21 protein-coding genes are annotated in these 18729 nt (G+C 72.7%); 13 read left to right on the top strand and 8 right to left on the bottom strand.

What is annotated here, in order from left to right:
- Window positions 1-34: 34 nt before the first annotated feature.
- Window positions 35-1321, top strand: a complete 1287-nt coding sequence (locus ACIQFZ_RS10115) for an AAA family ATPase (RefSeq protein WP_383058418.1) — start codon at window positions 35-37, stop codon at window positions 1319-1321.
- Window positions 1322-1464: 143 nt separating this feature from the next.
- A complete protein-coding gene (locus ACIQFZ_RS10120) occupies window positions 1465-2709 on the top strand; it encodes a DUF2201 family putative metallopeptidase (RefSeq protein WP_383058416.1) in 1245 nt (414 codons plus the stop codon).
- A 51-nt stretch (window positions 2710-2760) separates the two neighbouring features.
- Here ACIQFZ_RS10120 and ACIQFZ_RS10125 read toward each other — a convergent pair whose 3' ends face one another.
- The gene (locus ACIQFZ_RS10125) at window positions 2761-3684 is read right to left on the bottom strand and encodes a GNAT family N-acetyltransferase (protein ID WP_402691085.1); all 924 of its coding nucleotides are present in this window, start codon (window positions 3682-3684) and stop codon (window positions 2761-2763) included.
- Window positions 3685-3990: 306 nt separating this feature from the next.
- Window positions 3991-4902, bottom strand: coding sequence for a transcriptional regulator CynR (gene cynR, locus ACIQFZ_RS10130; protein WP_402691023.1), 912 nt, complete (start codon window positions 4900-4902; stop codon window positions 3991-3993).
- 124 nt (window positions 4903-5026) lie between these two features.
- Between cynR and ACIQFZ_RS10135 the strand changes: the two genes are divergently transcribed.
- The 4 genes from ACIQFZ_RS10135 (at window position 5027) to ACIQFZ_RS10150 (ending at window position 7316) form a co-directional block, all read left to right on the top strand.
- Entirely contained in the window at window positions 5027-5620 is a 594-nt protein-coding gene (locus tag ACIQFZ_RS10135) for a carbonic anhydrase (protein WP_383058413.1), read from the top strand.
- 118 nt (window positions 5621-5738) lie between these two features.
- The gene (gene cynS / locus ACIQFZ_RS10140) at window positions 5739-6209 is read left to right on the top strand and encodes a cyanase (RefSeq protein ID WP_383058412.1); all 471 of its coding nucleotides are present in this window, start codon (window positions 5739-5741) and stop codon (window positions 6207-6209) included.
- Between the two features lie 83 nt (window positions 6210-6292).
- Window positions 6293-6793: a nucleoside deaminase gene (locus ACIQFZ_RS10145; RefSeq protein WP_365422987.1), complete on the top strand. Its 501-nt coding sequence runs from the start codon at window positions 6293-6295 to the stop codon at window positions 6791-6793.
- A gap of 10 nt (window positions 6794-6803) precedes the next feature.
- Window positions 6804-7316 carry a nucleoside deaminase gene (locus tag ACIQFZ_RS10150; protein ID WP_402691024.1) on the top strand — a complete coding sequence of 171 codons (513 nt, stop codon included), beginning with the start codon at window positions 6804-6806 and terminating at the stop codon, window positions 7314-7316.
- A gap of 327 nt (window positions 7317-7643) precedes the next feature.
- On the opposite strand, the gene ACIQFZ_RS10155 is transcribed toward ACIQFZ_RS10150, so the two are convergent.
- Complete coding sequence (locus ACIQFZ_RS10155; protein WP_402691025.1) at window positions 7644-8294, bottom strand: ankyrin repeat domain-containing protein; 651 nt, start codon at window positions 8292-8294, stop codon at window positions 7644-7646.
- Window positions 8295-8538: 244 nt separating this feature from the next.
- The gene (locus ACIQFZ_RS10160; protein ID WP_402691086.1) at window positions 8539-9111 is read right to left on the bottom strand and encodes a heme-binding protein; all 573 of its coding nucleotides are present in this window, start codon (window positions 9109-9111) and stop codon (window positions 8539-8541) included.
- A gap of 331 nt (window positions 9112-9442) precedes the next feature.
- On the opposite strand from ACIQFZ_RS10160, the gene ACIQFZ_RS10165 reads away from it, so the two are divergent.
- The gene (locus tag ACIQFZ_RS10165; protein ID WP_383061145.1) at window positions 9443-10756 is read left to right on the top strand and encodes a sensor histidine kinase; all 1314 of its coding nucleotides are present in this window, start codon (window positions 9443-9445) and stop codon (window positions 10754-10756) included.
- Window positions 10753-11415: a response regulator gene (locus ACIQFZ_RS10170; RefSeq protein ID WP_383061146.1), complete on the top strand. Its 663-nt coding sequence runs from the start codon at window positions 10753-10755 to the stop codon at window positions 11413-11415. The genes ACIQFZ_RS10165 and ACIQFZ_RS10170 overlap by 4 nt, the downstream gene beginning before the upstream one ends.
- Before the next feature lie 48 nt (window positions 11416-11463).
- On the opposite strand, the gene ACIQFZ_RS10175 is transcribed toward ACIQFZ_RS10170, so the two are convergent.
- The 3 genes from ACIQFZ_RS10175 to ACIQFZ_RS10185 all read right to left on the bottom strand — a co-directional run bounded on the left by ACIQFZ_RS10175 (window position 11464) and on the right by ACIQFZ_RS10185 (window position 13912).
- Window positions 11464-11919, bottom strand: a complete 456-nt coding sequence (locus ACIQFZ_RS10175) for an SRPBCC family protein (protein ID WP_365432425.1) — start codon at window positions 11917-11919, stop codon at window positions 11464-11466.
- A 71-nt stretch (window positions 11920-11990) separates the two neighbouring features.
- On the bottom strand, window positions 11991-12671 hold the full coding sequence (locus ACIQFZ_RS10180) for a response regulator transcription factor (protein WP_365432422.1): 681 nt from the start codon (window positions 12669-12671) through the stop codon (window positions 11991-11993).
- Window positions 12668-13912 carry a sensor histidine kinase gene (locus ACIQFZ_RS10185; protein ID WP_402691026.1) on the bottom strand — a complete coding sequence of 415 codons (1245 nt, stop codon included), beginning with the start codon at window positions 13910-13912 and terminating at the stop codon, window positions 12668-12670. The genes ACIQFZ_RS10180 and ACIQFZ_RS10185 overlap by 4 nt, the downstream gene beginning before the upstream one ends.
- Window positions 13913-14047: 135 nt before the next feature.
- On the opposite strand from ACIQFZ_RS10185, the gene ACIQFZ_RS10190 reads away from it, so the two are divergent.
- Window positions 14048-14632, top strand: coding sequence for a class I SAM-dependent methyltransferase (locus ACIQFZ_RS10190; RefSeq protein WP_402691027.1), 585 nt, complete (start codon window positions 14048-14050; stop codon window positions 14630-14632).
- A 35-nt stretch (window positions 14633-14667) separates the two neighbouring features.
- On the top strand, window positions 14668-14997 hold the full coding sequence (locus tag ACIQFZ_RS10195; protein WP_365432413.1) for a DUF6083 domain-containing protein: 330 nt from the start codon (window positions 14668-14670) through the stop codon (window positions 14995-14997).
- A 14-nt stretch (window positions 14998-15011) separates the two neighbouring features.
- Here ACIQFZ_RS10195 and ACIQFZ_RS10200 read toward each other — a convergent pair whose 3' ends face one another.
- Window positions 15012-15668 carry a class I SAM-dependent methyltransferase gene (locus tag ACIQFZ_RS10200; RefSeq protein WP_402691028.1) on the bottom strand — a complete coding sequence of 219 codons (657 nt, stop codon included), beginning with the start codon at window positions 15666-15668 and terminating at the stop codon, window positions 15012-15014.
- Between the two features lie 640 nt (window positions 15669-16308).
- Between ACIQFZ_RS10200 and ACIQFZ_RS10205 the strand changes: the two genes are divergently transcribed.
- The 3 genes from ACIQFZ_RS10205 to ACIQFZ_RS10215 all read left to right on the top strand — a co-directional run bounded on the left by ACIQFZ_RS10205 (window position 16309) and on the right by ACIQFZ_RS10215 (window position 18675).
- Entirely contained in the window at window positions 16309-16755 is a 447-nt protein-coding gene (locus ACIQFZ_RS10205; protein ID WP_376651540.1) for a DUF1772 domain-containing protein, read from the top strand.
- A gap of 28 nt (window positions 16756-16783) precedes the next feature.
- Entirely contained in the window at window positions 16784-17596 is an 813-nt protein-coding gene (locus ACIQFZ_RS10210) for an alpha/beta fold hydrolase (RefSeq protein WP_402691029.1), read from the top strand.
- A 119-nt stretch (window positions 17597-17715) separates the two neighbouring features.
- Window positions 17716-18675 carry a DUF5996 family protein gene (locus ACIQFZ_RS10215; protein ID WP_383061181.1) on the top strand — a complete coding sequence of 320 codons (960 nt, stop codon included), beginning with the start codon at window positions 17716-17718 and terminating at the stop codon, window positions 18673-18675.
- Window positions 18676-18729: the final 54 nt, after the last annotated feature.

The raw sequence follows: 18729 nt of genomic DNA on the forward strand, positions 1-18729 counted from the left end.
GTCCCGTTCCCCTATCCCACCCCAGGTGATGCCCATGACGTCCAGCACGCTTCTGCCCATATCCGCACCCGCCCTCGCCGGCACTACCGAAGTCGTCACCCAACTCACCCTCGCCGATGACCTCTTGGCTCTCCTGCGGTCGACCACCACCGAACCGCGCCCCGACGAGCAGCTCGAAGCGCTCACCCTGGCCGTCGCGGCCGACCTGCCCGTGCTGCTCTGGGGCGAACCGGGCATCGGCAAGACCGCGGCCCTGACCCAACTCGCCACCTCCCTCGACCTGCCGCTGACCACCGTGATCGCCAGCGTCCACGAGCCGTCCGACTTCTCCGGGCTGCCCATCGTGGGCGACGATCCGGCGGTGCAGGGGGTGCCGATGGCACCGCCGCAGTGGGCCGTAGAACTCGTACGGGCCGGGCGGGGGTTGCTCTTCCTGGACGAACTCTCCACCGCCACCCCGGCGGTCCAGGCCGCACTGCTCCGGGTCGTCCTGGAGCGGAGGGTCGGTGCGCTGCAACTGCCGCCGGGCGTACGGATCGTGGCCGCCGCCAATCCGCGCGCGTCGGCGGCGGACGGGTGGGAGCTGAGCCCGCCGCTGGCCAACCGGTTCGTGCATCTGCACTGGGTGCACGACCGGGACGTGGTGGTGCGCGGGCTGGGCGGCGTCTGGCCCCGGGCAGAGCTGCCCCGGCTGGTGCCGCAGCGGCTGCCGGAGGCGGTGGCCTTCGCCCGGCATGCGGTCTGCGGCTTCCTGGAAGCCCGGCCGACGCTGATCCACCGGCTGCCGAGCACCGAGACACGGCGCGGCGGTGCCTGGCCCTCGCCCCGGAGCTGGGAGGCCGCGTTGACCCTCCTGGCTTTCGGTACAGCGGCCTCCGTCTCCCGGGAGGTGCTGGCGCTGCTGGTGCGGGGCGCGGTGGGCGACGGACCCGGGCTCGAACTCCTCGCCCATCTGGACCGGATGGACCTGCCGGACCCGGAGTCGCTGCTGGCTGATCCGCCCTCCGCCGAGCTGCCGGTGCGGGGCGATCTGCGTCAGGCGGCGCTGGAGGCGGTGGTGGCCGCCGTCGGGGCGCGGCCGGAGCGGGAGCGGTGGGAGGCGGGCTGGGCTGTGCTGGTACGAGCGCTGGAGACCGGCGCCCCGGACCTGCTGGTCGCCCCGGCGACGGCGCTGGCCGCGCTGCGGCGCGACGACTGGGAGGTACCGGAGGCCGTGGAGCGGCTGGCCGGGGTGATCGGTCTCGCCCGGCGGGCGGACCGGTCGGTGGGACGGGCCGCGGCGTCGGCCGGCGCCGGGCGTGCTGCGGGGGCGAGCCGATGACGGGGGCCGCGAAGCGCCCGGCGCCGCGCCCACTGCCGCGCCCGGTGTCCCGGCCCGCGCCGCCGCGCCCCGTACACGCCACCGTGCCGGAGCCACCGGCCGGCCCCGGCGGTCGGGCCGGCCGGCCAGGACTCCCGCTGGACATGGAGAAGTTGCTGGCCGCCCGGCTGCACGCGGTGAAAGTCCGCCCCTACCTGGCCGCCGCGCTCTTCGCCCTGCACGTGGTGGAGGACCGGGCGGTGCCGACGATGGCGGTGGACGCGCACTGGCGCTGCTACGTCTCCCCCGGCTTCGTGGCGCGCACCCCGGTGGAGGAGCTGGCGGGCGTCTGGGTGCACGAGGTCTCCCATCTGCTGCGGGACCACCACGGGCGGGGCGAGCGGTATGCGCGGGAGCACGAGGAGCACGGGCCGGGCGAGCGAAGCGGGAGGGGGGTCCCCGCGGCCGAAGGCTGGGGAAGGCTACGGCGGAACATCGCCGCCGACTTCGAGATCAACGACGACATCTACGGTGAAGGTCTGCCCCTGCCCACCGGTGCGGTGCTGCCGTCGCTGCTGCGGCTGCCCGACGGACTGCTGATGGAGGAGTACCTGCGGACGGCGTCGATGTCAGGGCTCACCGCGGACCTCGCCTGGCTGGACTGCGGCGGCGGCGCCGACGGGCAGGACAGGCCGTGGGAGCTGGGACCCGACGGGGCGCACGGACTGAGCAGGCAGCAGCGGGACGCGGTCCGCTTCCGGGTCGCGGAGGGGATCAAGGGCCGGCCCGGCAGCGCGCCGGACGGGTGGCGCCGGTGGGCGGACGAGGCGTTCCATCCGCCGCAGCCGTGGCGGCAGTTGCTGGGGGCGGCGGTCCGCTCGGCGGCGGGTGCGCCGGGGGTGGGCGAGAACCACAGCTACCGGCGCCCGTCCCGGCGCTCCGCCGCTGTCCCCGGGGTGCTGCTGCCGAGCCTGCGCCGTACGCCGCCCCGGGTCTGCGTCGTGATCGACACCTCCGGGTCGGTGAGCGACGCCGAGTTGGGCAGCGCGCTGCTGGAGGTGGCGGCGATCTCACGGGCGGTGGGCGGACGCCGCGATCTGGTCTCGGTGATCTCCTGCGACGCGGCGGCGGGGGTCGCCGTCCCGCTCTGCCGCGCCGAGAACATGGAACTGATCGGCGGCGGGGGAACGGATCTGCGCTCGGGTTTCGCCCGGGCGCTGCGCTCCCGGCCCCGCCCGGACGTGATCGTCGCCCTGACGGACGGCCAGACGCCGTGGCCCTCCGAGCAGCCGCCCTGCCGCACCGTCGTAGGTCTCTTCCCCCGCCCCGCCCGCGCCGTGGACGAAGAGAGTCCCGCCTACGTCCCGGACACCCCGCCGCGTTGGGCGCACGTCGTCACCATCGGCTGAGCGAGCGGGACGAGTCGGGTGGGGGCACCCTCGTAGGTGCCCCCGCCTCGGTCAGCTCCAGGTCATGTTGATCTCGCGTTCGAAATTGACGTAGCCGCCGCGGTGGAAGGCGTGCGCCATGGGGGTGTTGCCGAGGTCCGTGGACGCTCGGATGCGGGGGACGTCCTGCTCGGCGAGCACACGGGTGCCCTCGGCGAGGATGTCGTCGATGTACCCCTTGCCGCGATGGGCGGGCAGGACCGCGATGTAGGCGATGATGGGGTTGTAGCCGTTGTGGGCCGGGATGACGAATCCCACCGGCTCTCCGTGGGGCAGGGTCGCGACGCGCCACCAGTCCCGCGGGCTGGTGTAGCGGGCGAGTTCGCTCTCGTAGTGCTTGACGGCCGCTTCGTGAGTGGACATCCGGGTCAGGTCGTCCCTGCCGTGTGCGTCCAGCGTCCCGTCCAGGACCGACGTCATCAGGGTGACGAGTTCCCCGGCGTCGTGGACGGGTCGGAACGCGAGGCGCCCGCCGGGCTCGGGAACGGGCGATTCGGGACGCCATTCCAGACGCAGGCGTTCGACGAAGAGCCGCGCGCCGGTGCGTTCCAGCACCGTCATGCGCTCCTCGACGACTTGCCTGGTCACCGCGTTCTCACGCCAGTCCGGCGGGATGAAGCGGCTGTACCCGGGGGGACGCGACCCGTTCGGGAGGGTGGCCGCCATCGCGGTGCGCAGCAGTCGCACCCCGGTGTCCACACGATCGGGGCCCGGGATGTCGTCGTCGAGGTCGAGGACGTCCAGGATGAGTGGTGCGTCGCCGCCTGGCCGGCTCCACCAGGCCGCTCTGGCCAGCAGGCGGTCGCCGTGCATGGCGACCCACATCCATTCCGGCCGTCGGCGGCCGGCGGCGAGGTCGTCCGCCAGTTCCTCGTTGAGGCTGTAGGGCAGTCGGCGGAAGAGGTCGAGTTCTTCGCGTCCGGTGATCGGACGCATGGTCAGGTCGTTCTGAATCACGGTCAAAGCACGCTCCGGTGAAAGCGCCCGTCCGCTCCGGGGTCAGAGATGGCCGTCACCCCGGGAGGACTCAAGCGCGGTGATCATGGCGATCATGGGCTTGTCCCTCCTTTCGCTGTCGCGGTCCCCCACCCTCGTGGTGGGGGGTTCGACTGTAGCGTGCAACCGCCCCTCGACTCACCTCACTTGTTTCCCCCGTAGCACCCTCCACAGCACCCAGGCCTGGCCGAGGCCCCCTGCCGTCAGGAGCAGCAGGTACGTCCTTGGGACGGCCGGCCCCGGACGTCACTCCGGGGCGTCGGTGTAGCCGCGGGCCCGGACGAAGTCCTGGGTGAGGCGGATGAAGGCGCGGGCGGCGGCGCTCTGGTAGCTGCTGCCGCGCCGCAGCAGCGTGACGGTGCGTGCGGGCAGGGCCGGTTCGAGGGGGACGGGGCGCAGGTACGGGTGGCCGTGGGTGATGGCGTCGGGAAGCACGGTGGCGATCGGGGTGCGTCGCACGATCTCGACGAGGGCCTGGACGGAGTTGGCCTCCACCGCGATGCGGGGCTGCACCTTGTGGGTCGCGAAGTGGGCGTCGATATGGCTCCGGGTGGCGAAGTCGCCGTTCAGCAGCGCGAGTTGCCGATTGCTCAGTTCGTCCACCGGTAGCGGCCGGGACGGGCCCGCCTCGGGGTCGGGGGCGCCGGTGACGAGGCTCAGGGTCTCGGTGAACAGGGTCTGCGCCACGACGCCGGGAAGGTGGGAGCCGGAGAAGGCGATGCCGAGGTCGAGGTCGTCGGCGAGCAGGACCGACTCGATGCGGTCCTGGGTCATCTCCTTGACGTCCAGGGTGATGCCGGGATGACGGGCGTGCATTTCGGCGACCAGGGGCCCCACCAGATAGGAGGTGAACGTCGGCGTCGCGGCCAGGCGCAGGTGGCCGCGGGTCAGGTCCTGGACGTCCTGGACGGCGCGCTGGGCGGCCTCCAGGTCCCGCAGGGCGCGGCGGGCGTGGCGCGCGTACGTCTCGCCCGCGTCGGTGAGCCGCACGCTGCGGCCGGTGCGGTCGAGGAGCGGCACCCCCACGGTCCGCTCCAGTTGCCGGACCTGCTGGGAGAGCGTGGGCTGGGAGATGCGCAGGTCTTCGGCAGCGCGGGTGAAGCTGCCGTGCTCGGCCACGGCGAGCAGGTAGCGCAGATGACGCAGTTCCAGAGCCATGGGAACGATTATAGATGCGACCAATGGCAGACATGGGTACTGCGTCTTGGACTCTATAGACCCAGGTCATGCATGGTGGATTCACCGAGTCCGGCAGGCCGGAACCCATCGAAGGGAGTGACTCATGCGCGACCTCGCCCAGGGCGTCACGCGTTTCCAGCGGGACGTCCACCCCGCCAAGGCGGACCTGTTCGCCCACCTCGCCGAGAACCACACGCCGCACACGCTGTTCATCGGCTGCTCCGACGCCCGCGTCGTCCCGGAGCTGATCACGGCCAGCGAACCGGGCGAGCTGTTCGTCGTCCGCACCGCGGGCAACCTCGTCCCGTCCCACGCGCCGGGCCCCGACGCTGTGGCGGCGACCATCGAGTACGCCGTGGCGGTCCTCGGCGTGTCCGACATCGTGGTGTGCGGGCACTCCGGCTGCGGCGCCATGACGGCCCTGGCCGAGGCCCACGACCTGCGCGGGGTGCCGGCGGTCGCCCAGTGGCTGCGGCACGCGGACGCCTCCCGCGCCCGTACCGCCGCCTGCGGGGACGTCGCCGCTCTGGTGCGCCAGAACGTGCTCGCCCAGCTGGCGAACCTGGTCACCCACCCCTCGGTCGCCCGCGGTCTGGCCGAAGGCGCCCTCACCCTGCACGGCTGGGTCTACGACATCGCCACCGGAGGCGTCGAGAACGTCGGCGCCGAAGCGCGGGCGACCGCGTCCGCGGCCTGACCACGGTCCGGCCCCACGGCCCACGGCCCCCCATCGTCCCGGCCCTGCCACCTCGCAGGGGACCGGGTGTCCCCCCACCCCCATGAACCCCGATCCTGAACCCTGAAAGGAACCCCCCATGCCGCACGCCCAGTTCGGCCCCACCGCCCGGCAGGCCCTCGCCATCACCGCCGTCGAGGCCAAGATCCGCAAGGACCTCACCTGGCAGCAGATCGCGGACGCGGCCGGCCTGTCGGTGGCCTTCACCACCGCCGCCGTGCTCGGCCAGCACGCCCTGCCCGAGCCGGCCGCCCAGGCCGTCGGCGAGCTGCTCGGCCTGGACTCCGACGCGGTCGCGCTGCTCCAGACGATCCCGACCCGGGGGTCGATCCCCGGTGGCATCCCGACCGACCCGACCATCTACCGCTTCTACGAGATGCTCCAGGTGTACGGCACCACGCTCAAGGCCCTGGTGCACGAGCAGTTCGGTGACGGCATCATCTCCGCGATCAACTTCAAGCTGGACGTGAAGAAGGTCGCCGACCCCGAGGGCGGCGAGCGCGCGGTGATCACCCTGGACGGCAAGTACCTGCCCACCAAGCCCTTCTGATCCGCCCCGATCGGACCGGCTCCGGGGCGGTGCGGGCTCGCCCGGCCGCCCCGGCTTCCTCCTCTTACGGAAGGACACCCCTCATGGACTTCGCACAGCGCACCATCGACATCGCCCGCCGCAACGTCGCCGAGGGCGGCCGCCCGTTCGCGACCGTCATCGTCAAGGACGGCGAGATCCTGGCCGAGAGCCCGAACCGGGTCGCCCAGACCAACGACCCCACGGCGCACGCCGAGATCCTCGCCATCCGCGAGGCGTGCACCAAGCTGGGCACCGAGCACCTCGTCGGCGCCACGATCTACGTGCTCGCCCAGCCGTGCCCGATGTGCCTGGGGTCCCTGTACTACTGCTCACCGGACGAAGTGGTCTTCCTCACCACCCGGGACGCCTATGAGCCGCACTACGTGGACGACCGCAAGTACTTCGAACTGGACAACTTCTACGAGGAGTTCGCCAAGAACTGGGACGAGCGCCGGCTGCCGATGCGTTACGAGCCGCGCGATGCCGCGGTCGAGGTCTACCAGCTCTGGCAGAAGCACAACGGCGGCGAGCGCCGTGTCCCCGGCGCCCCCACCGCCGCCTGAGGGAGCAGTCATGACCCTCATCGAACCGAACGCCGCCGAGCTGCGGCATCTGGAGCGCGCGGTCGAGCTGGCTGCCGAGGCGGTGCGGGCCGGGGACGAGCCGTTCGGCTCGGTCCTGGTCGGTGCCGACGGGCAGGTCCTGGCGGAGGACCGCAACCGGGTGAACAGTCTGGACGACAACACCCGGCACCCGGAGTTCGAGCTGGTCCGCTGGGCCACCGCCCATCTCACCGAGCGACAGCGGGCGGAGGCCACCGTCTTCACCTCCGGGGAGCACTGCCCCATGTGCGCGGCCGCCCACGGCTGGGCCGGCCTCGGCCGGATCGTCTACGCCCACTCGGCCGCCCAGTTGACCGACTGGCTGTCCGAACTGGACGTGCCGCCCTCCCCGGTGCGCTGCCTGCCGATCCAGGACGTCGTACCCGGTCTGACGGTGCAGGGCCCCGTCCCGGCCCTGACCGACCGCCTGCGCGAACTGCACCGCGACTTCCGCGTCGGCCGGCCGGGCACGGCCGCCTCCTGACAGCGGGATGGGAGGGCGCGGCCGGCGTGTCAACGCCCGGCGCGCGTCCGGTCACCGCGCCCGCACCGCGACGACCGCGGTGCGGGCGCGATGACCAGTGCCGCGGCAGGCGACGTTTGCCCGTGAAGGAGCGGCGTCCGGTGCGTGCTCTGGGGGTCCCCCCTGCTCGAAGAGCTTGGGGGAGTGTCGGCCGGAAGTCCTCGTACTGGACGTACTTGGGCTTTCGGCCGGTGCGGCGAGTGGGGCCCCCTGCTCGAAGAGCTCGGGGGAGCGTGCCGGGCGTCGCGACGGGGCGAACGTTGCCTGTCGCGGCACTAGTGTGCCCGCTCATCGCCGCTCGGCCGTGCCGCGTTCCGAGTCCGTCTGCGCTTCGGCCTCGCGCAGCAGGGCCGCGATCCCGCGGAAGCCGCGGCGTTCGGCGTGGGCGCGGGCCGTCGTCCCGTCGGCGTCCGGCAGCAGCGGGTCGGCGCCCGCCCCGAGCAGCACCTCCACGATCTCCTGATGCGTGCGCCCGCCGTCACCGAGGATCACCGCCTCCAGCAGCGCCGTCCAGCCGAGCCGGTTGACGTGGTCGACGTCGATGCCGGTCTCGGCCAGTACGGCCCGTACGTAGGCCACATGACCGCGCTCGCTCGCCGGGATCACCGACACCCCGCCGAACCGGTTGGTCAGCCTCAGATCGGGCCCACCGGGCAGCAGTGCGCGCATCATCGGCACGCTTCCGGTGACGCCGGTCACCAGCCAGGCGCTGTCCAGGCGGTCGTCCTGCGCGTTCACGTCCGCGCCCGCGTCGACCAGTACCCGGGCCGCCTCCACCTCGTCGGCGAGGGCCGCTCGCAACAGGGGCGTACGGCCCTGCTCGTCATGTGCCTCTCGGTCGGCGCCGGCTGCGAGCGCCTCGCGGACGGCGGCGACGTCGCCGTGGTGTGCGGCGTCCAGCAGGGCGCGGTCGGTCGGGGAAAGCGACTTCTTGGCCACGACGGAACTCCTCCACAGGGTGGCAACGGACAACGGGACGACAACGGCGTCGGCGGCAAGGACGACAAGCAAAGCAGAAGAGCGGAAAAGGGTGGTCGGCGAGGGGCCGGGAGGGCGGGAGAAGCCGGAACCCGCGGCGCGCGGGGCGAATGCCCCCGCGCGCCGCGGTGACCGAGTGCCCGCCGGTTCGGGGACGTCGCTCACTTTGGGACGCCGGTCACTCGGGTGGTGCTACAGGACGGGGTCAGCCCGCGTTGCTGATCGCCGCGACACCGGCCTGGGCGAACTTCTCGTCCAGGTCGCCGGAGGGGGCGCCAGCGACACCGATGCCCGCGATCGGGCCGTTGTTGTACGCGACCGGGGCGCCGCCCGCCAGGAACAGCGTGCCCGGGATGTCCTTCAGGGTCGGTGCCGAGTCCAGGCGCTTGACCAGCTCGGAGGTGGGCGCGTTCCAGGAGACGGCGGTGTACGCCTTCTTGATCGCCGAGTCGTAGGACTGGGGGCCGGCACCGTCGCCGCGCAGGGTGACGATCGTGTTGCCGTTGCGGTCCACCACCGCGACGGTCACCCGCTGGCCCTCCTTCTGGGCGGCCTTCAGCGCCGCCAGCGCGGCGTCGGCGGCGGCGTCGGCCGTCAGGTGGGTGCTGGTGGTCGTGGCCTTGCTCTTCACCGCGGCCACGGCCGCGACCGGAGCGGTGGCCGGGGTGTCGGCGGAGGCGGACACCGCTCCGACCACACCGGCACCGACCGCTGCCACGGCCGCCACGGAGGTGATGGCCTTGGCGCGGGCGGAGAGCTTCTTGGCCTTGTGCTGCATCACGGGTACCTCTCCAGTCGTGTCACGTTCCCCGGCACCCGGACCGCCGGATCGGCCGTACCTGAGCGGGTGTCGGAGAACTCGGCGCTTGCTGCGCCGTGCCTCAACCCTCGACCCGCTCAGCGCGCCCGACCGTCGACGTACCGGCTGCTTCCGGCGCGTGGAACGGTGGACGTCAGGGTCATCCGATCGGTTGACCCCCTGCCGTGCCGGCCGGGCGACAATGGCAGTGTTTGCCGAGCTCGGGGCCCTTCCGCCAAGGCCGCGCCGAGGCCTGCGCGCCGCCGAGCCACCGCCATGTCCGTACGTCCCGGCCGGGGAGGAACAGCCCATGCCGTCCAGGAACCGGCCCTCCCCGGCCGGCCCGAGCACCGCCGACAGCGAGTCCCGCAGGCTGGCGTTCGTCATCCATCTGGCGTTCTTCCTGCTGCTCGGCTCCGCCCTGTTCCGGTACGTCCAGCGGCACAACGCCCAGCCCCAGGTACCGGCTGTCCTGGCCCTGACCGGGGTCCTCGCCCTGCTGTACGTCGTCGGCCACCGCACGGCGGTCGCCGCGGCCGGCGCGGGCACGGCGGCCGTCCCCGGGACGGATTCGCCCTCCTCCCTGGGCTCGGCCTCCGCGGGGCGCGGGCGGCCTCCCCTCACCGGGCTGCTGTGGCTGGGCGCGCTCGTCGCCGTGTGGGCCGTGCTGGTCGCCCTGGCGCCCAGCTTCGCCTGGTGCGCGGTGCCGCTGTTCTACACCGCGCTGCGCACCCTGCCGACGCCCGCCGCGTTCACCCTGGTGACGTTCTTCACCGCCTTCGTCGTCGTCGCGCAACTGCGGCTGGCCGACCGTCTCGACGTGGACCTGGTGATCGGTCCCCCGGCCGTCGCCGCCCTGGCGACCGCGGTCTTCACCTACATGGACCGGCAGGCGAGCCGGCAGGCCGCCCTGATCCGCGACCTGGTGCGCACCCGCCGCGAACTCGCCGCCACCGAGCGCCGCGAGGGCACTCTCGCCGAGCGCCAGCGGCTGGCCATGGAGATCCACGACACGCTCGCCCAGAGCCTGTCGAGCCAACGGATGCTCCTCCAGGCCGCCGACCGGCTGTGGGAAACCGAACCGGAGCGGGCCCGCGCCCATCTGCGCACCGCCGGGTCGATCGCCGAGAGCAGCCTGGCCGAGGCCCGCCGATTCGTGCACGACCTGGCACCCGCCGACCTCGCCGAGGGCGGTGGCCTGGAGTCGGCCCTGCGGGTCCTGGCCACCCGCGAGACCACGCCCGAACTCACCGTGACCTGCCTCGTCGACGGCACGCCGGGACCGTCCGGGCTGCCGGACCGGGTGCAGTCCGCGCTGCTGCGCATCGCCCAGGGCGCCCTCGCCAACGTCCGGGAGCACTCCGGTGCCACCCGGGCCGCCCTCACCCTCACCCACCTGGAGGACCAGGTCCGGCTGGACATCGCCGACAACGGCCGCGGCTTCGACACCGCCGCGCTGCAGGAGCGCGCCGTCGGGGTCCGCGGGCACGGCCTGCCCGCGATCCGGGCCAGGGTCGGCCAGCTGGGTGGCACCCTCACCATCGAGTCCGCGCCCGGTGACGGCACCGTCGTCTCCGCGGCCGTCCCGCACCGTCCCACTACCGCGGAGGTCCCCACTCCATGAACCGGACCGAACCCACCGAAGGCGCCGAACCGACGACCGTACGGCTCGTTCTGTGCGACGACCACGCCGTGGTCCGCGCCGGGCTGCGCGCCCTGCTCGGCAGCGCCCCGGGAATCGACGTGGTGGGCGAGGCGGACAGCGGCGCGGAGGCCGTCGCGCTCGCCTCGAAGCTCGTCCCCGACGTGGTCCTCATGGACCTGCAACTCGGCGACGGGATGGACGGTGTGGAGGCCACGCGTCGCATCACCGCCGACTCCGGCGGCTCGGTCCATGTGCTGGTCCTGACGACCTACGACACCGACGCCGACATCACCCGTGCCATCGAGGCGGGCGCCACCGGCTACCTGCTCAAGGCCGAGCGCCCCGACGAGCTGTTCACGGCCATCCACAGCGCCGCCGCCGGCCGCACCGCCCTGTCCGCTCCCGTCGCCCAACGGGTCATGACCCGCATGCGCAGCCCGCGCCCCACACTCACCGACCGCGAGCGCGACATCCTCGGCCAGCTGGCCCGCGGGCTGACCAACCGGGACATCGCCAAGGCCCTCTTCCTGAGCGAGGCCACCGTCAAGACGCACCTGGGGCGCATCTACGACAAGCTCGGCGTCGACACCCGCGCCGGCGCCGTGGCCGTCGCCAAGGAACAGCGCCTACTGCCCTGACGAGCACGGCCGGCTCGCTCGCGGGTCTTGCTTGGGTCTTCCCGTCACTCACCGACTGTGTTCGGCGTACTCGCGGAAGTGTTCCAGATCGCCGCGGACGAGCCGTTCGATCGCGTTGGCCTGGGCGAATCCCCTGGGGCCGCCGAATGCCTCCCGGACGGTGTCGGGGTCGTACTCCAGTCGTGCCTGGACCCGGGTGTTTCCCTGGTCGATGGGGTGCAGGGTGAGGGAGCACTTCAGTTCCGGTGCTCCCGTGGTGTGCCATTCCATCACGCGGTCCCCGGGGCGGTCGGAGACCTCGGCTTCCATCTGCCGGGACTTTCCGCCCGCCTCGATGTCCAACTGGGCGCGGCCATCGGCCTCCGCACGGGCGTCCCGCACGCCGTCCATGAAGCGGGGATATTTCTCCACCCGGTGAAGGCTGTCCCAGGCGCTGTCGATGGGGACTCCGACGTCGATGTGTTCTTCGAGGGTGCTCATGGCGACCTCCACGGCTCGGCTCACGTCGCACGTCCTTCTGCCTCCAGTGTGCGCCCCGCCCCGTCGGGCCGGGGCCCGGAGCAGGCGGCCGGGAGTCAGGCGCCCACCCGGACCAGGCCGCTCTCGTAGGCGAAGACGACCGCGTGGACGCGGTCCCGCAGGCCCAGCTTGGACAGCAGGCGGCCGAGGTGGGTCTTGACGGTGGTCTCGCCGAGGAAGAGGCGCGCGGCGATGTCCGCGTTGCTCAGTCCCCGGGCGACCAGGGCCAGCACCTCACGCTCGCGCTCGGTCAGCCGCGACAGCCGCTCACGCTCGGCGGGGCGGGCCTCGGGCAGGACGAAGCGCTCCACGAGGCGGCGGATGACGGAGGGCGCCATCATCACCTCGCCTCGCAGCACGGCCCGCACGGTGACCAGGATCTCCTCCCCCAGCGCGTCCTTGACCACGAACCCGCTGGCGCCCGCGCGCAGCGCTCCGTAGGCGTACTCGTCGAGGTCGAAGGTGGTCACCACGAGGACCTTCGGAGCGGACGGCCGGGCGCAGATGTGCCGGGTGGCGGCCAGGCCGTCCAGGTCCGGCATGCGTACGTCCATGAGGACGAGGTCGGGTTCCAGTTCGGCGCTGAGGGCGACGGCGGCGTGCCCGTCCGCGGCCTCCCCGACGACGGTGAGGTCGGGCTGGCTGCCGATCACCATGCGCAGCCCCATCCGGATCAGCTCCTGGTCGTCGCAGAGCAGCACACGGTACGGAGGGCGCGGCGCCGCGGCCCCGCTCACCGCACCGCCCCGGCAGGTGCGGGCGGCCCCGGCCGCAGCGTCGCGTCCACGCGGTAGCCGCCCTCAGGGGTGGGACCGGCGCAGACGGTGCCGCCGTAGAGGGCCGAGCGCTGCCTCATCCCCTCGACGCCCCGCCCGGCCGAGGGCAGGGCGACCTTGGGTGCGGTTCCCACGCCCGGCGAGTTGTCGACGCGGATGCGGATGCGGCGCTCCGGCCCCGGAGAGCCGACCTCGACCAGGACCCGGACCGCGGCGTTCGGTGCGGCGTGTTTGACGACGTTGGTCAGCGCCTCCTGCACGATCCGGTAGGTCTGCAGAGCGGCGCCCGGGGGCAGGCCGCGCCGGTCCCCACGCAGTTCGAGGGTGGCCGCACCGGGGAAGCGGGCGACGAGGGAGCGCAGCTCGCCCAGGCCCGGCTGCGGCCCGTCCGGCCCGGTGCGCGGGTGCCCGTCCTCCTCGTCCTCCTCGTCCTCCTGAGGGCGCAGCACGTCCAGCAGGCGGCGCAGTTCGACAAGCGCGTCGCGGCCGGTGGCGCTGATCGTCTCGAGCGCCCGGTGCGCGGCCTCCGGGTCGGCATGTCCGGCCAGCCTGCCGCCCTCGGCGTTGACGACCATGACGCTCACGCCGTGGGCGAGGATGTCGTGGATCTCACGAGCGATCCGTGCGCGTTCGTCGGCGACGGCGGCGCGGGCCAGAACGGCACGCTGGGACTCCGCCAGTTCGGTGCGGCGCGCGAACTCGGCGAGATGGGCGCGCCGGGCCCGGACGTACTCGCCCCACACCCACGACCCGGCCAGCCAGAACATCACGGAGGCGGGCGTCCACCAGGCGCCGCGCCCCCCTTGAGCCCCCTGTTCGTAGGACCGCAGCCAGTCCGGAACCCACAGCAGCACGCACCCGGCCGCGCACACGGCCGCCGCGGCGGCGGGGCGGCGCAGACCGCCGACCACGAGCGTGTAGAGCAGCGCCGCCATGGCGAGGGCGCCCCGGCCCACTTCCTGCCCCCACACCTGGCCCAGATACTGCGCCCAGAACGCTGCCGTGACCACCACGGCGACGGCGTGGGGGTGCCGGCGCCGCCACAGCAGCGGCAGGACGAGTGCGGCGTGGACCACCGCCTGCACCCACACCGGCCGCCAGCCGGCCTGTTCGCGGATCACGGGCGGTACGCCCACCAGGACCACCAACACCGCGTCCGGCAGCCAGGGATGACGCCGCCGCCAGCGCGACAGGCTCTCCATGAGACGAAGCACCGCCTCAAGCTATGCCGCCCCCGCAGCCCGGCACGTCGTCCCGTGGAGGGCAGTGGGATCCTCCCCGAGGACTACACACCCGGCCCTCGGACACGACGTACGGCTACGCCGCGGGTACCGAGCATGAGCGGCGTGTCGATCACCACGCAATTCCTCGAACACCCGCTGACGACGGGGGCGATCGCCGCCAGCTCACCGGGGCTGGCCCGCGCCATGACCCGTGGGATCGGGCTGGAGACCGCCTCCCTCGTCGTCGAACTCGGCCCCGGCACGGGCGCGATCACCCGGTCGATCCTGCGTCTGATGGCGCCGGGCACGCGCCTGGTCGCCATCGAGATCAATCCCGGGTTCGCCGCCCGCCTCGAAGCCGCTCACCGGGACGACCGGCTCACCGTCGTCCGGGGCGCGGCATCCGAGGTCGCCACCGTGACCCGGGAGCCGGTGCACGCGGTGGTCTCCGGACTGCCGTGGACCGTCATGCCGGAACGGCAGCGACACCGCACTCTCGAAGCCGTCGCCCAGGTGCTGAGGCCGCGCGGCCGCTTCACCACCTTCGCCTACTGCCACGCGGCCTGGACCCCGCCCGCCCGCCGCTTCGCCTCGGAACTACGCAGCCATTTCGCCACGGTGGAGCGCACCGCGGTGGTGTGGCCCAATCTGCCGCCGGCGTTCGTCTACCGGGCCGGTCACCAACCGGCGGAACGCTGACGAAATCACGCCGCCTCCGGCTCCGGGTGCCCGCGGTGCACGGCCGGGCTACGCCCCCCGTATGGCTGGTCCATCCCCGTCGGGATGTCTTCCGGCCCGAGCGGGCCCGGGGTCCCACGCCGCCGGTTCCCGGCGGCCACCGCCGGCACGTCGACAACGACGGCACCGCGTGGAACGGCGACCTGGAGGAACCCTCACCCGGCACCACCTGCCGCATCTCCCATCAACTGGCGTGCCCAGGCCTGACCCCGGACGAGATCGAACCGTGGCGGTGGCTGGCCTCGGTCCGCGAAGGGAACGCGCGACGGGCCCGGGAGAAGGCCGATGCCGCAGGCTGTCCCGAGTGCCTGCCCGACACCGGATGAGCGGCAGCGCACGTTCAGTGCTCGGCCTCGCGGGGGCGCTCGGCCGTGCCGAGGATGTGGGTGGCGGCCGGCAGGGGGAGGCGGGTTTCGGGGAAGGCGAACCTCTCCGCCTCCGTGAGAGTGAACCCGGCCGCGGTGATGGCGGACTGGGTGTCGCGGCCGGTGTGGCAGCCTCCGCACAGCAGTGGCCAGAAGGTCGCGTCCACGGCACGCTGGACGCGGCGCATGCCCGGCGTGTCCGCCTGGACGTGCTCGAAGAACCGCATGCGGCCTCCGGGCCGCAGGACGCGGTGGATCTCGGTCAAAGCCGCCGCCGGGTCTGCCACCGAGCACAGCGTGAGGCACACGACGGCCGCGTCGAATGAGGCGTCGGGCACCGGCAGTTGCTCGGCCCGGCCGTCCACGACCTCCACCTCCGCGGGCACGGCGCGGGCCGCTTGCGCGGCCAGGGCACGCAGTCGGGGCTCCGGCTCGACGGCCAGGACGCGTCTCACCTCGGCTGGGTAGTGCGGGAAGTTCAGTCCATTGCCCGCGCCGATCTCGATGACCCGGCCGGACAGACCGGCCACCAGGCGCTTTCGGTACCGCGTGATGCCGGCCCTCTCCAGGCCGGGGCCGGCGACACGGGCGTAGAAGCGGGCGAAGACTGGGTGGCGGACCTGTGGGGCCATGGCGGATCACCGGATTCGTGTGAGGGGCGGTGCCTGGTGGTCATCGCGAGCATGTGCTCCGGCCCAGCACACCACACAAGTGACCTGCTGACGCGTGTCAGAAGCACCCCCTAGAGTGATCCGCCTATTGATCTGATGGTGTGCTGAAACGGGGGAAGAGTGAGCAGGAACCTGCGGATCGGAGCGTCCAAGCGGTGGGCGTGCGCAACGGTCGTGGCCGTCGGCGCACTGGCGGGTTGTGGCGGGCATGACGCGGTCGTTCCCGGAGCGGACGGGGCAGCGGGAATGCCGCAACCCCCCGCGCCGGGCAAGAACCTGAGCGGCGCCACCCTCTGCGGCAAGACGCACGTCACGCGCACCAACTGCATCCCGATCGGAGCGATCGGCACCGAGTCCTGACGCGGAGGCCGCACACGACGGCTCCCAGCCGCGGCTGTCCCGAATGGTCGGGCGGCTTCTCCCGGCACCAGGCGCTTCACCAAGGCGTCGCTGTTCTACGGCCCGTTCGCCCCCACCGGGTTCCTGCCGGCCGCGCGCCGCGGCTTCGACCCCGGCGTCGGCATCGTCACCTACACGAGGAAACGACGTGAAAGCACTCGCCACCCCTTCCCTGCTGGCGGCCACCCTGGCCACAGGCCTGATGGCCGGTCTGTTCGCGGCCTTCGCCTACGCCGTCATGCCCGGTCTGCGCCGCGGTGACGACCGCACGTTCGTCACCGCGATGCAGCAGATCAACAAGGCGATCCTCAACGGTTGGTTCATGACGTGCTTCCTGGGGGCGATCCTGGCGCTGGCGCTCGCCGCCGTCGCGCAGTGGTCCGGCGGCGATCGCAGGGTCTTCGTGTTCGTCATCGCCGCGCTGGTGCTGTATCTGGCGATGTTCGTCATCACCGCTGCGGTCAACGTCCCGCTCAATGACGAGTTGGCCGCCGCCGGCCAACCGGACCGCATCGGCGACCTCGCCGCCGTGCGGGAGCGCTTCGAGTCCGGTTGGGTCGCCTGGAACATCGTCCGCGCCGTGACCTCCACGGGTGCGTTCGGCTGCCTGGCCTGGGCCCTGGTCCTGCATGGCCGTTCCACCCACTGAGGCGATCGACGATCGACGGGAGATCGACATGACGTGGTCCGAGCGCATCGTGACGCGAGACGGTGTGCGACTCGTCTGCAGGGACTGGGGCGGGCTTGGCCCGCCCGTCGTGCTGTTGCACGGTCTGGCCGGCCATTCGGGCGAGTGGGACGCGACAGCCCGGCGCCTGAGCTCCCGGTACCAGGTGGTCGCGGTCGACCAGCGAGGGCACGGCGCCGCCGAACGCCACCCGCGGGAGGTCTCCCGTGCCGCGTACGTCGCCGATGTCATCGCCGTTGCCGACCAGCTGGGGTTGCGACAGCCGGTACTGGCCGGCCAGTCCCTGGGCGGGCACACGGCCATGCTCACCGCCGCCGCACATCCCGACCGGGTCCGCGCGCTCGTACTCGTCGAGGCCGGGCCGGGTTCCGGGAACCCGAACGCTCCCGCCGAGATCGGCGGGTGGCTGGGCTCGTGGCCGCTGCCGTTCACCTCCCGGGAGGCGGCTGTCCGGTTCCTCGGCGGCGGCCCGGTCGGCGAAGGCTGGGCAGCCGGTCTGGAGGAACGCGACGGTGGCTGGTGGCCGCGTTTCGACCGGGACGTGATGGTCGACTCGCTGGCGGAGAACGCCCGGCGATCCTTCTGGGACGAGTGGGAGCAGATCGTGTGCCCGACCCTGGCGGTGCTGGCCCGGTCCAGCATCATCCCGCCGCACGAAGTCGACGGCATGCTCCGTCAAGGCCCCGTCACCCGGGCCGTCAGCATCCCCGGAACCGGTCACGACCTGCACCTGGAGCAGCCCGACACTCTGCACACCCTGCTCTCGGACTTCCTCGACGATCTCGCGCCCGCCAAGCGATGACGTTCGACGTCGAGAGCCGTCTCGCACGAGATGCCACACCTGCCCCACGCGGCCATCATGGTCATCCAGGCCCCGGTCCGGCCGTCAGGAGCGTCGGCCGCATGGGAAGGATGATGACCATGGAGCTGTTCCCGCCGATCCCACTCGCCGAGTGGCACGACACCAAAGAGACGCTCCATCGCTTCGCGCAGATCATCGGGAAGGTCCGCCTCGCCGCCAGCACCCGGCGCAACCACTGGTGGAACGTCCCGTTCCACCTCACGGGGCGCGGTACCACGACGCGTCCGATGGGACAGGTCGACGGCAACCCGATCTTCACCATGGACTTCGACTTCGTAGGGCATCGGCTGGTCGTCTCGACGCTGGACGGCCGGGAGATCTCCTTCCCGCTCGTCGGCCAGTCCGTGAAGTCCTTCCACGCCGCGGTCATGGACTCGCTGGCCGCACTGGGCATCCGGGTGCGGCTCGACGTGCCCAGGCCCTTCGACCTGCCCGACTCCGGCCGGCCGTTCGCCGAGGACGCCGAGCACGCGACGTACAACCCCGCGCAGGCCAACCGCTACTGGCGGGTCCTCAGCCAGGTGGCGTCGGTGCTGGAGGAATTCGCCGCGGGGTATTCGGGGAAGGTGAGCCCGGTGCACCACTTCTGGCACACCTTCGACATCGCGCACACCCGGTTCTCCGACCGTCGCATCGAACAGCCCCAGCAGGTGGACCCGGTCACCCGGGAGGCGTACTCCCGGGAGGTGATCAGCTTCGGCTTCTGGTTCGGCGACGACGCCTTCCCCGCGCCCGCCTTCTACTCGTACACCGCTCCCGAGCCGGCACACCTGGCCGAGGAGCCGCTCCTGCCCGCGGCAGCGCACTGGGTCGCCCGCATCGACAGCCACCTGGCCGTGCTGCCGTACGACGAGGTCCGCGCCGAGGCCGACCCGCGTGCCGCCGTGCTCGCCTTCTACGAGAGCGCGTACCAGGCCGGTGCCCGGCGCGCCGGATGGCCGATCGACCCGCTCGCGTGCCCGGGCGGGGTGACGGACCCGCAACTGTGGTCCCCCACACCCCACCCCGCCTCCGGCTGAGGCTCAGTGGCAGCCGCGCACCGCATGTCGGCGGGTCCACCCGGCCACCGCCCG

The organism is Streptomyces sp. NPDC093064 (assembly GCF_044754605.1).
In the GTDB taxonomy this organism is placed as follows: Bacteria; Actinomycetota; Actinomycetes; order Streptomycetales; family Streptomycetaceae; genus Streptomyces.

Excerpts from the sequence above, each read along its gene's own strand:
- ACIQFZ_RS10115 (WP_383058418.1), top strand. The coding sequence starts at position 35 with ATGACGTCCAGCACGCTTCTGCCCATATCCGCACCCGCCCTCGCCGGC.
- ACIQFZ_RS10120 (WP_383058416.1), top strand. The coding sequence starts at position 1,465 with ATGGAGAAGTTGCTGGCCGCCCGGCTGCACGCGGTGAAAGTCCGCCCC.
- ACIQFZ_RS10125 (WP_402691085.1), bottom strand. The coding sequence starts at position 3,684 with ATGCGTCCGATCACCGGACGCGAAGAACTCGACCTCTTCCGCCGACTG.
- cynR (WP_402691023.1), bottom strand. The coding sequence starts at position 4,902 with ATGGCTCTGGAACTGCGTCATCTGCGCTACCTGCTCGCCGTGGCCGAG.
- ACIQFZ_RS10135 (WP_383058413.1), top strand. The coding sequence starts at position 5,027 with ATGCGCGACCTCGCCCAGGGCGTCACGCGTTTCCAGCGGGACGTCCAC.
- cynS (WP_383058412.1), top strand. The coding sequence starts at position 5,739 with ATGCCGCACGCCCAGTTCGGCCCCACCGCCCGGCAGGCCCTCGCCATC.
- ACIQFZ_RS10145 (WP_365422987.1), top strand. The coding sequence starts at position 6,293 with ATGGACTTCGCACAGCGCACCATCGACATCGCCCGCCGCAACGTCGCC.
- ACIQFZ_RS10150 (WP_402691024.1), top strand. The coding sequence starts at position 6,804 with ATGACCCTCATCGAACCGAACGCCGCCGAGCTGCGGCATCTGGAGCGC.
- ACIQFZ_RS10160 (WP_402691086.1), bottom strand. The coding sequence starts at position 9,111 with ATGCAGCACAAGGCCAAGAAGCTCTCCGCCCGCGCCAAGGCCATCACC.
- ACIQFZ_RS10165 (WP_383061145.1), top strand. The coding sequence starts at position 9,443 with ATGCCGTCCAGGAACCGGCCCTCCCCGGCCGGCCCGAGCACCGCCGAC.
- ACIQFZ_RS10170 (WP_383061146.1), top strand. The coding sequence starts at position 10,753 with ATGAACCGGACCGAACCCACCGAAGGCGCCGAACCGACGACCGTACGG.
- ACIQFZ_RS10185 (WP_402691026.1), bottom strand. The coding sequence starts at position 13,912 with ATGGAGAGCCTGTCGCGCTGGCGGCGGCGTCATCCCTGGCTGCCGGAC.
- ACIQFZ_RS10190 (WP_402691027.1), top strand. The coding sequence starts at position 14,048 with ATGAGCGGCGTGTCGATCACCACGCAATTCCTCGAACACCCGCTGACG.
- ACIQFZ_RS10200 (WP_402691028.1), bottom strand. The coding sequence starts at position 15,668 with ATGGCCCCACAGGTCCGCCACCCAGTCTTCGCCCGCTTCTACGCCCGT.
- ACIQFZ_RS10205 (WP_376651540.1), top strand. The coding sequence starts at position 16,309 with ATGGCCGGTCTGTTCGCGGCCTTCGCCTACGCCGTCATGCCCGGTCTG.
- ACIQFZ_RS10210 (WP_402691029.1), top strand. The coding sequence starts at position 16,784 with ATGACGTGGTCCGAGCGCATCGTGACGCGAGACGGTGTGCGACTCGTC.
- ACIQFZ_RS10215 (WP_383061181.1), top strand. The coding sequence starts at position 17,716 with ATGGAGCTGTTCCCGCCGATCCCACTCGCCGAGTGGCACGACACCAAA.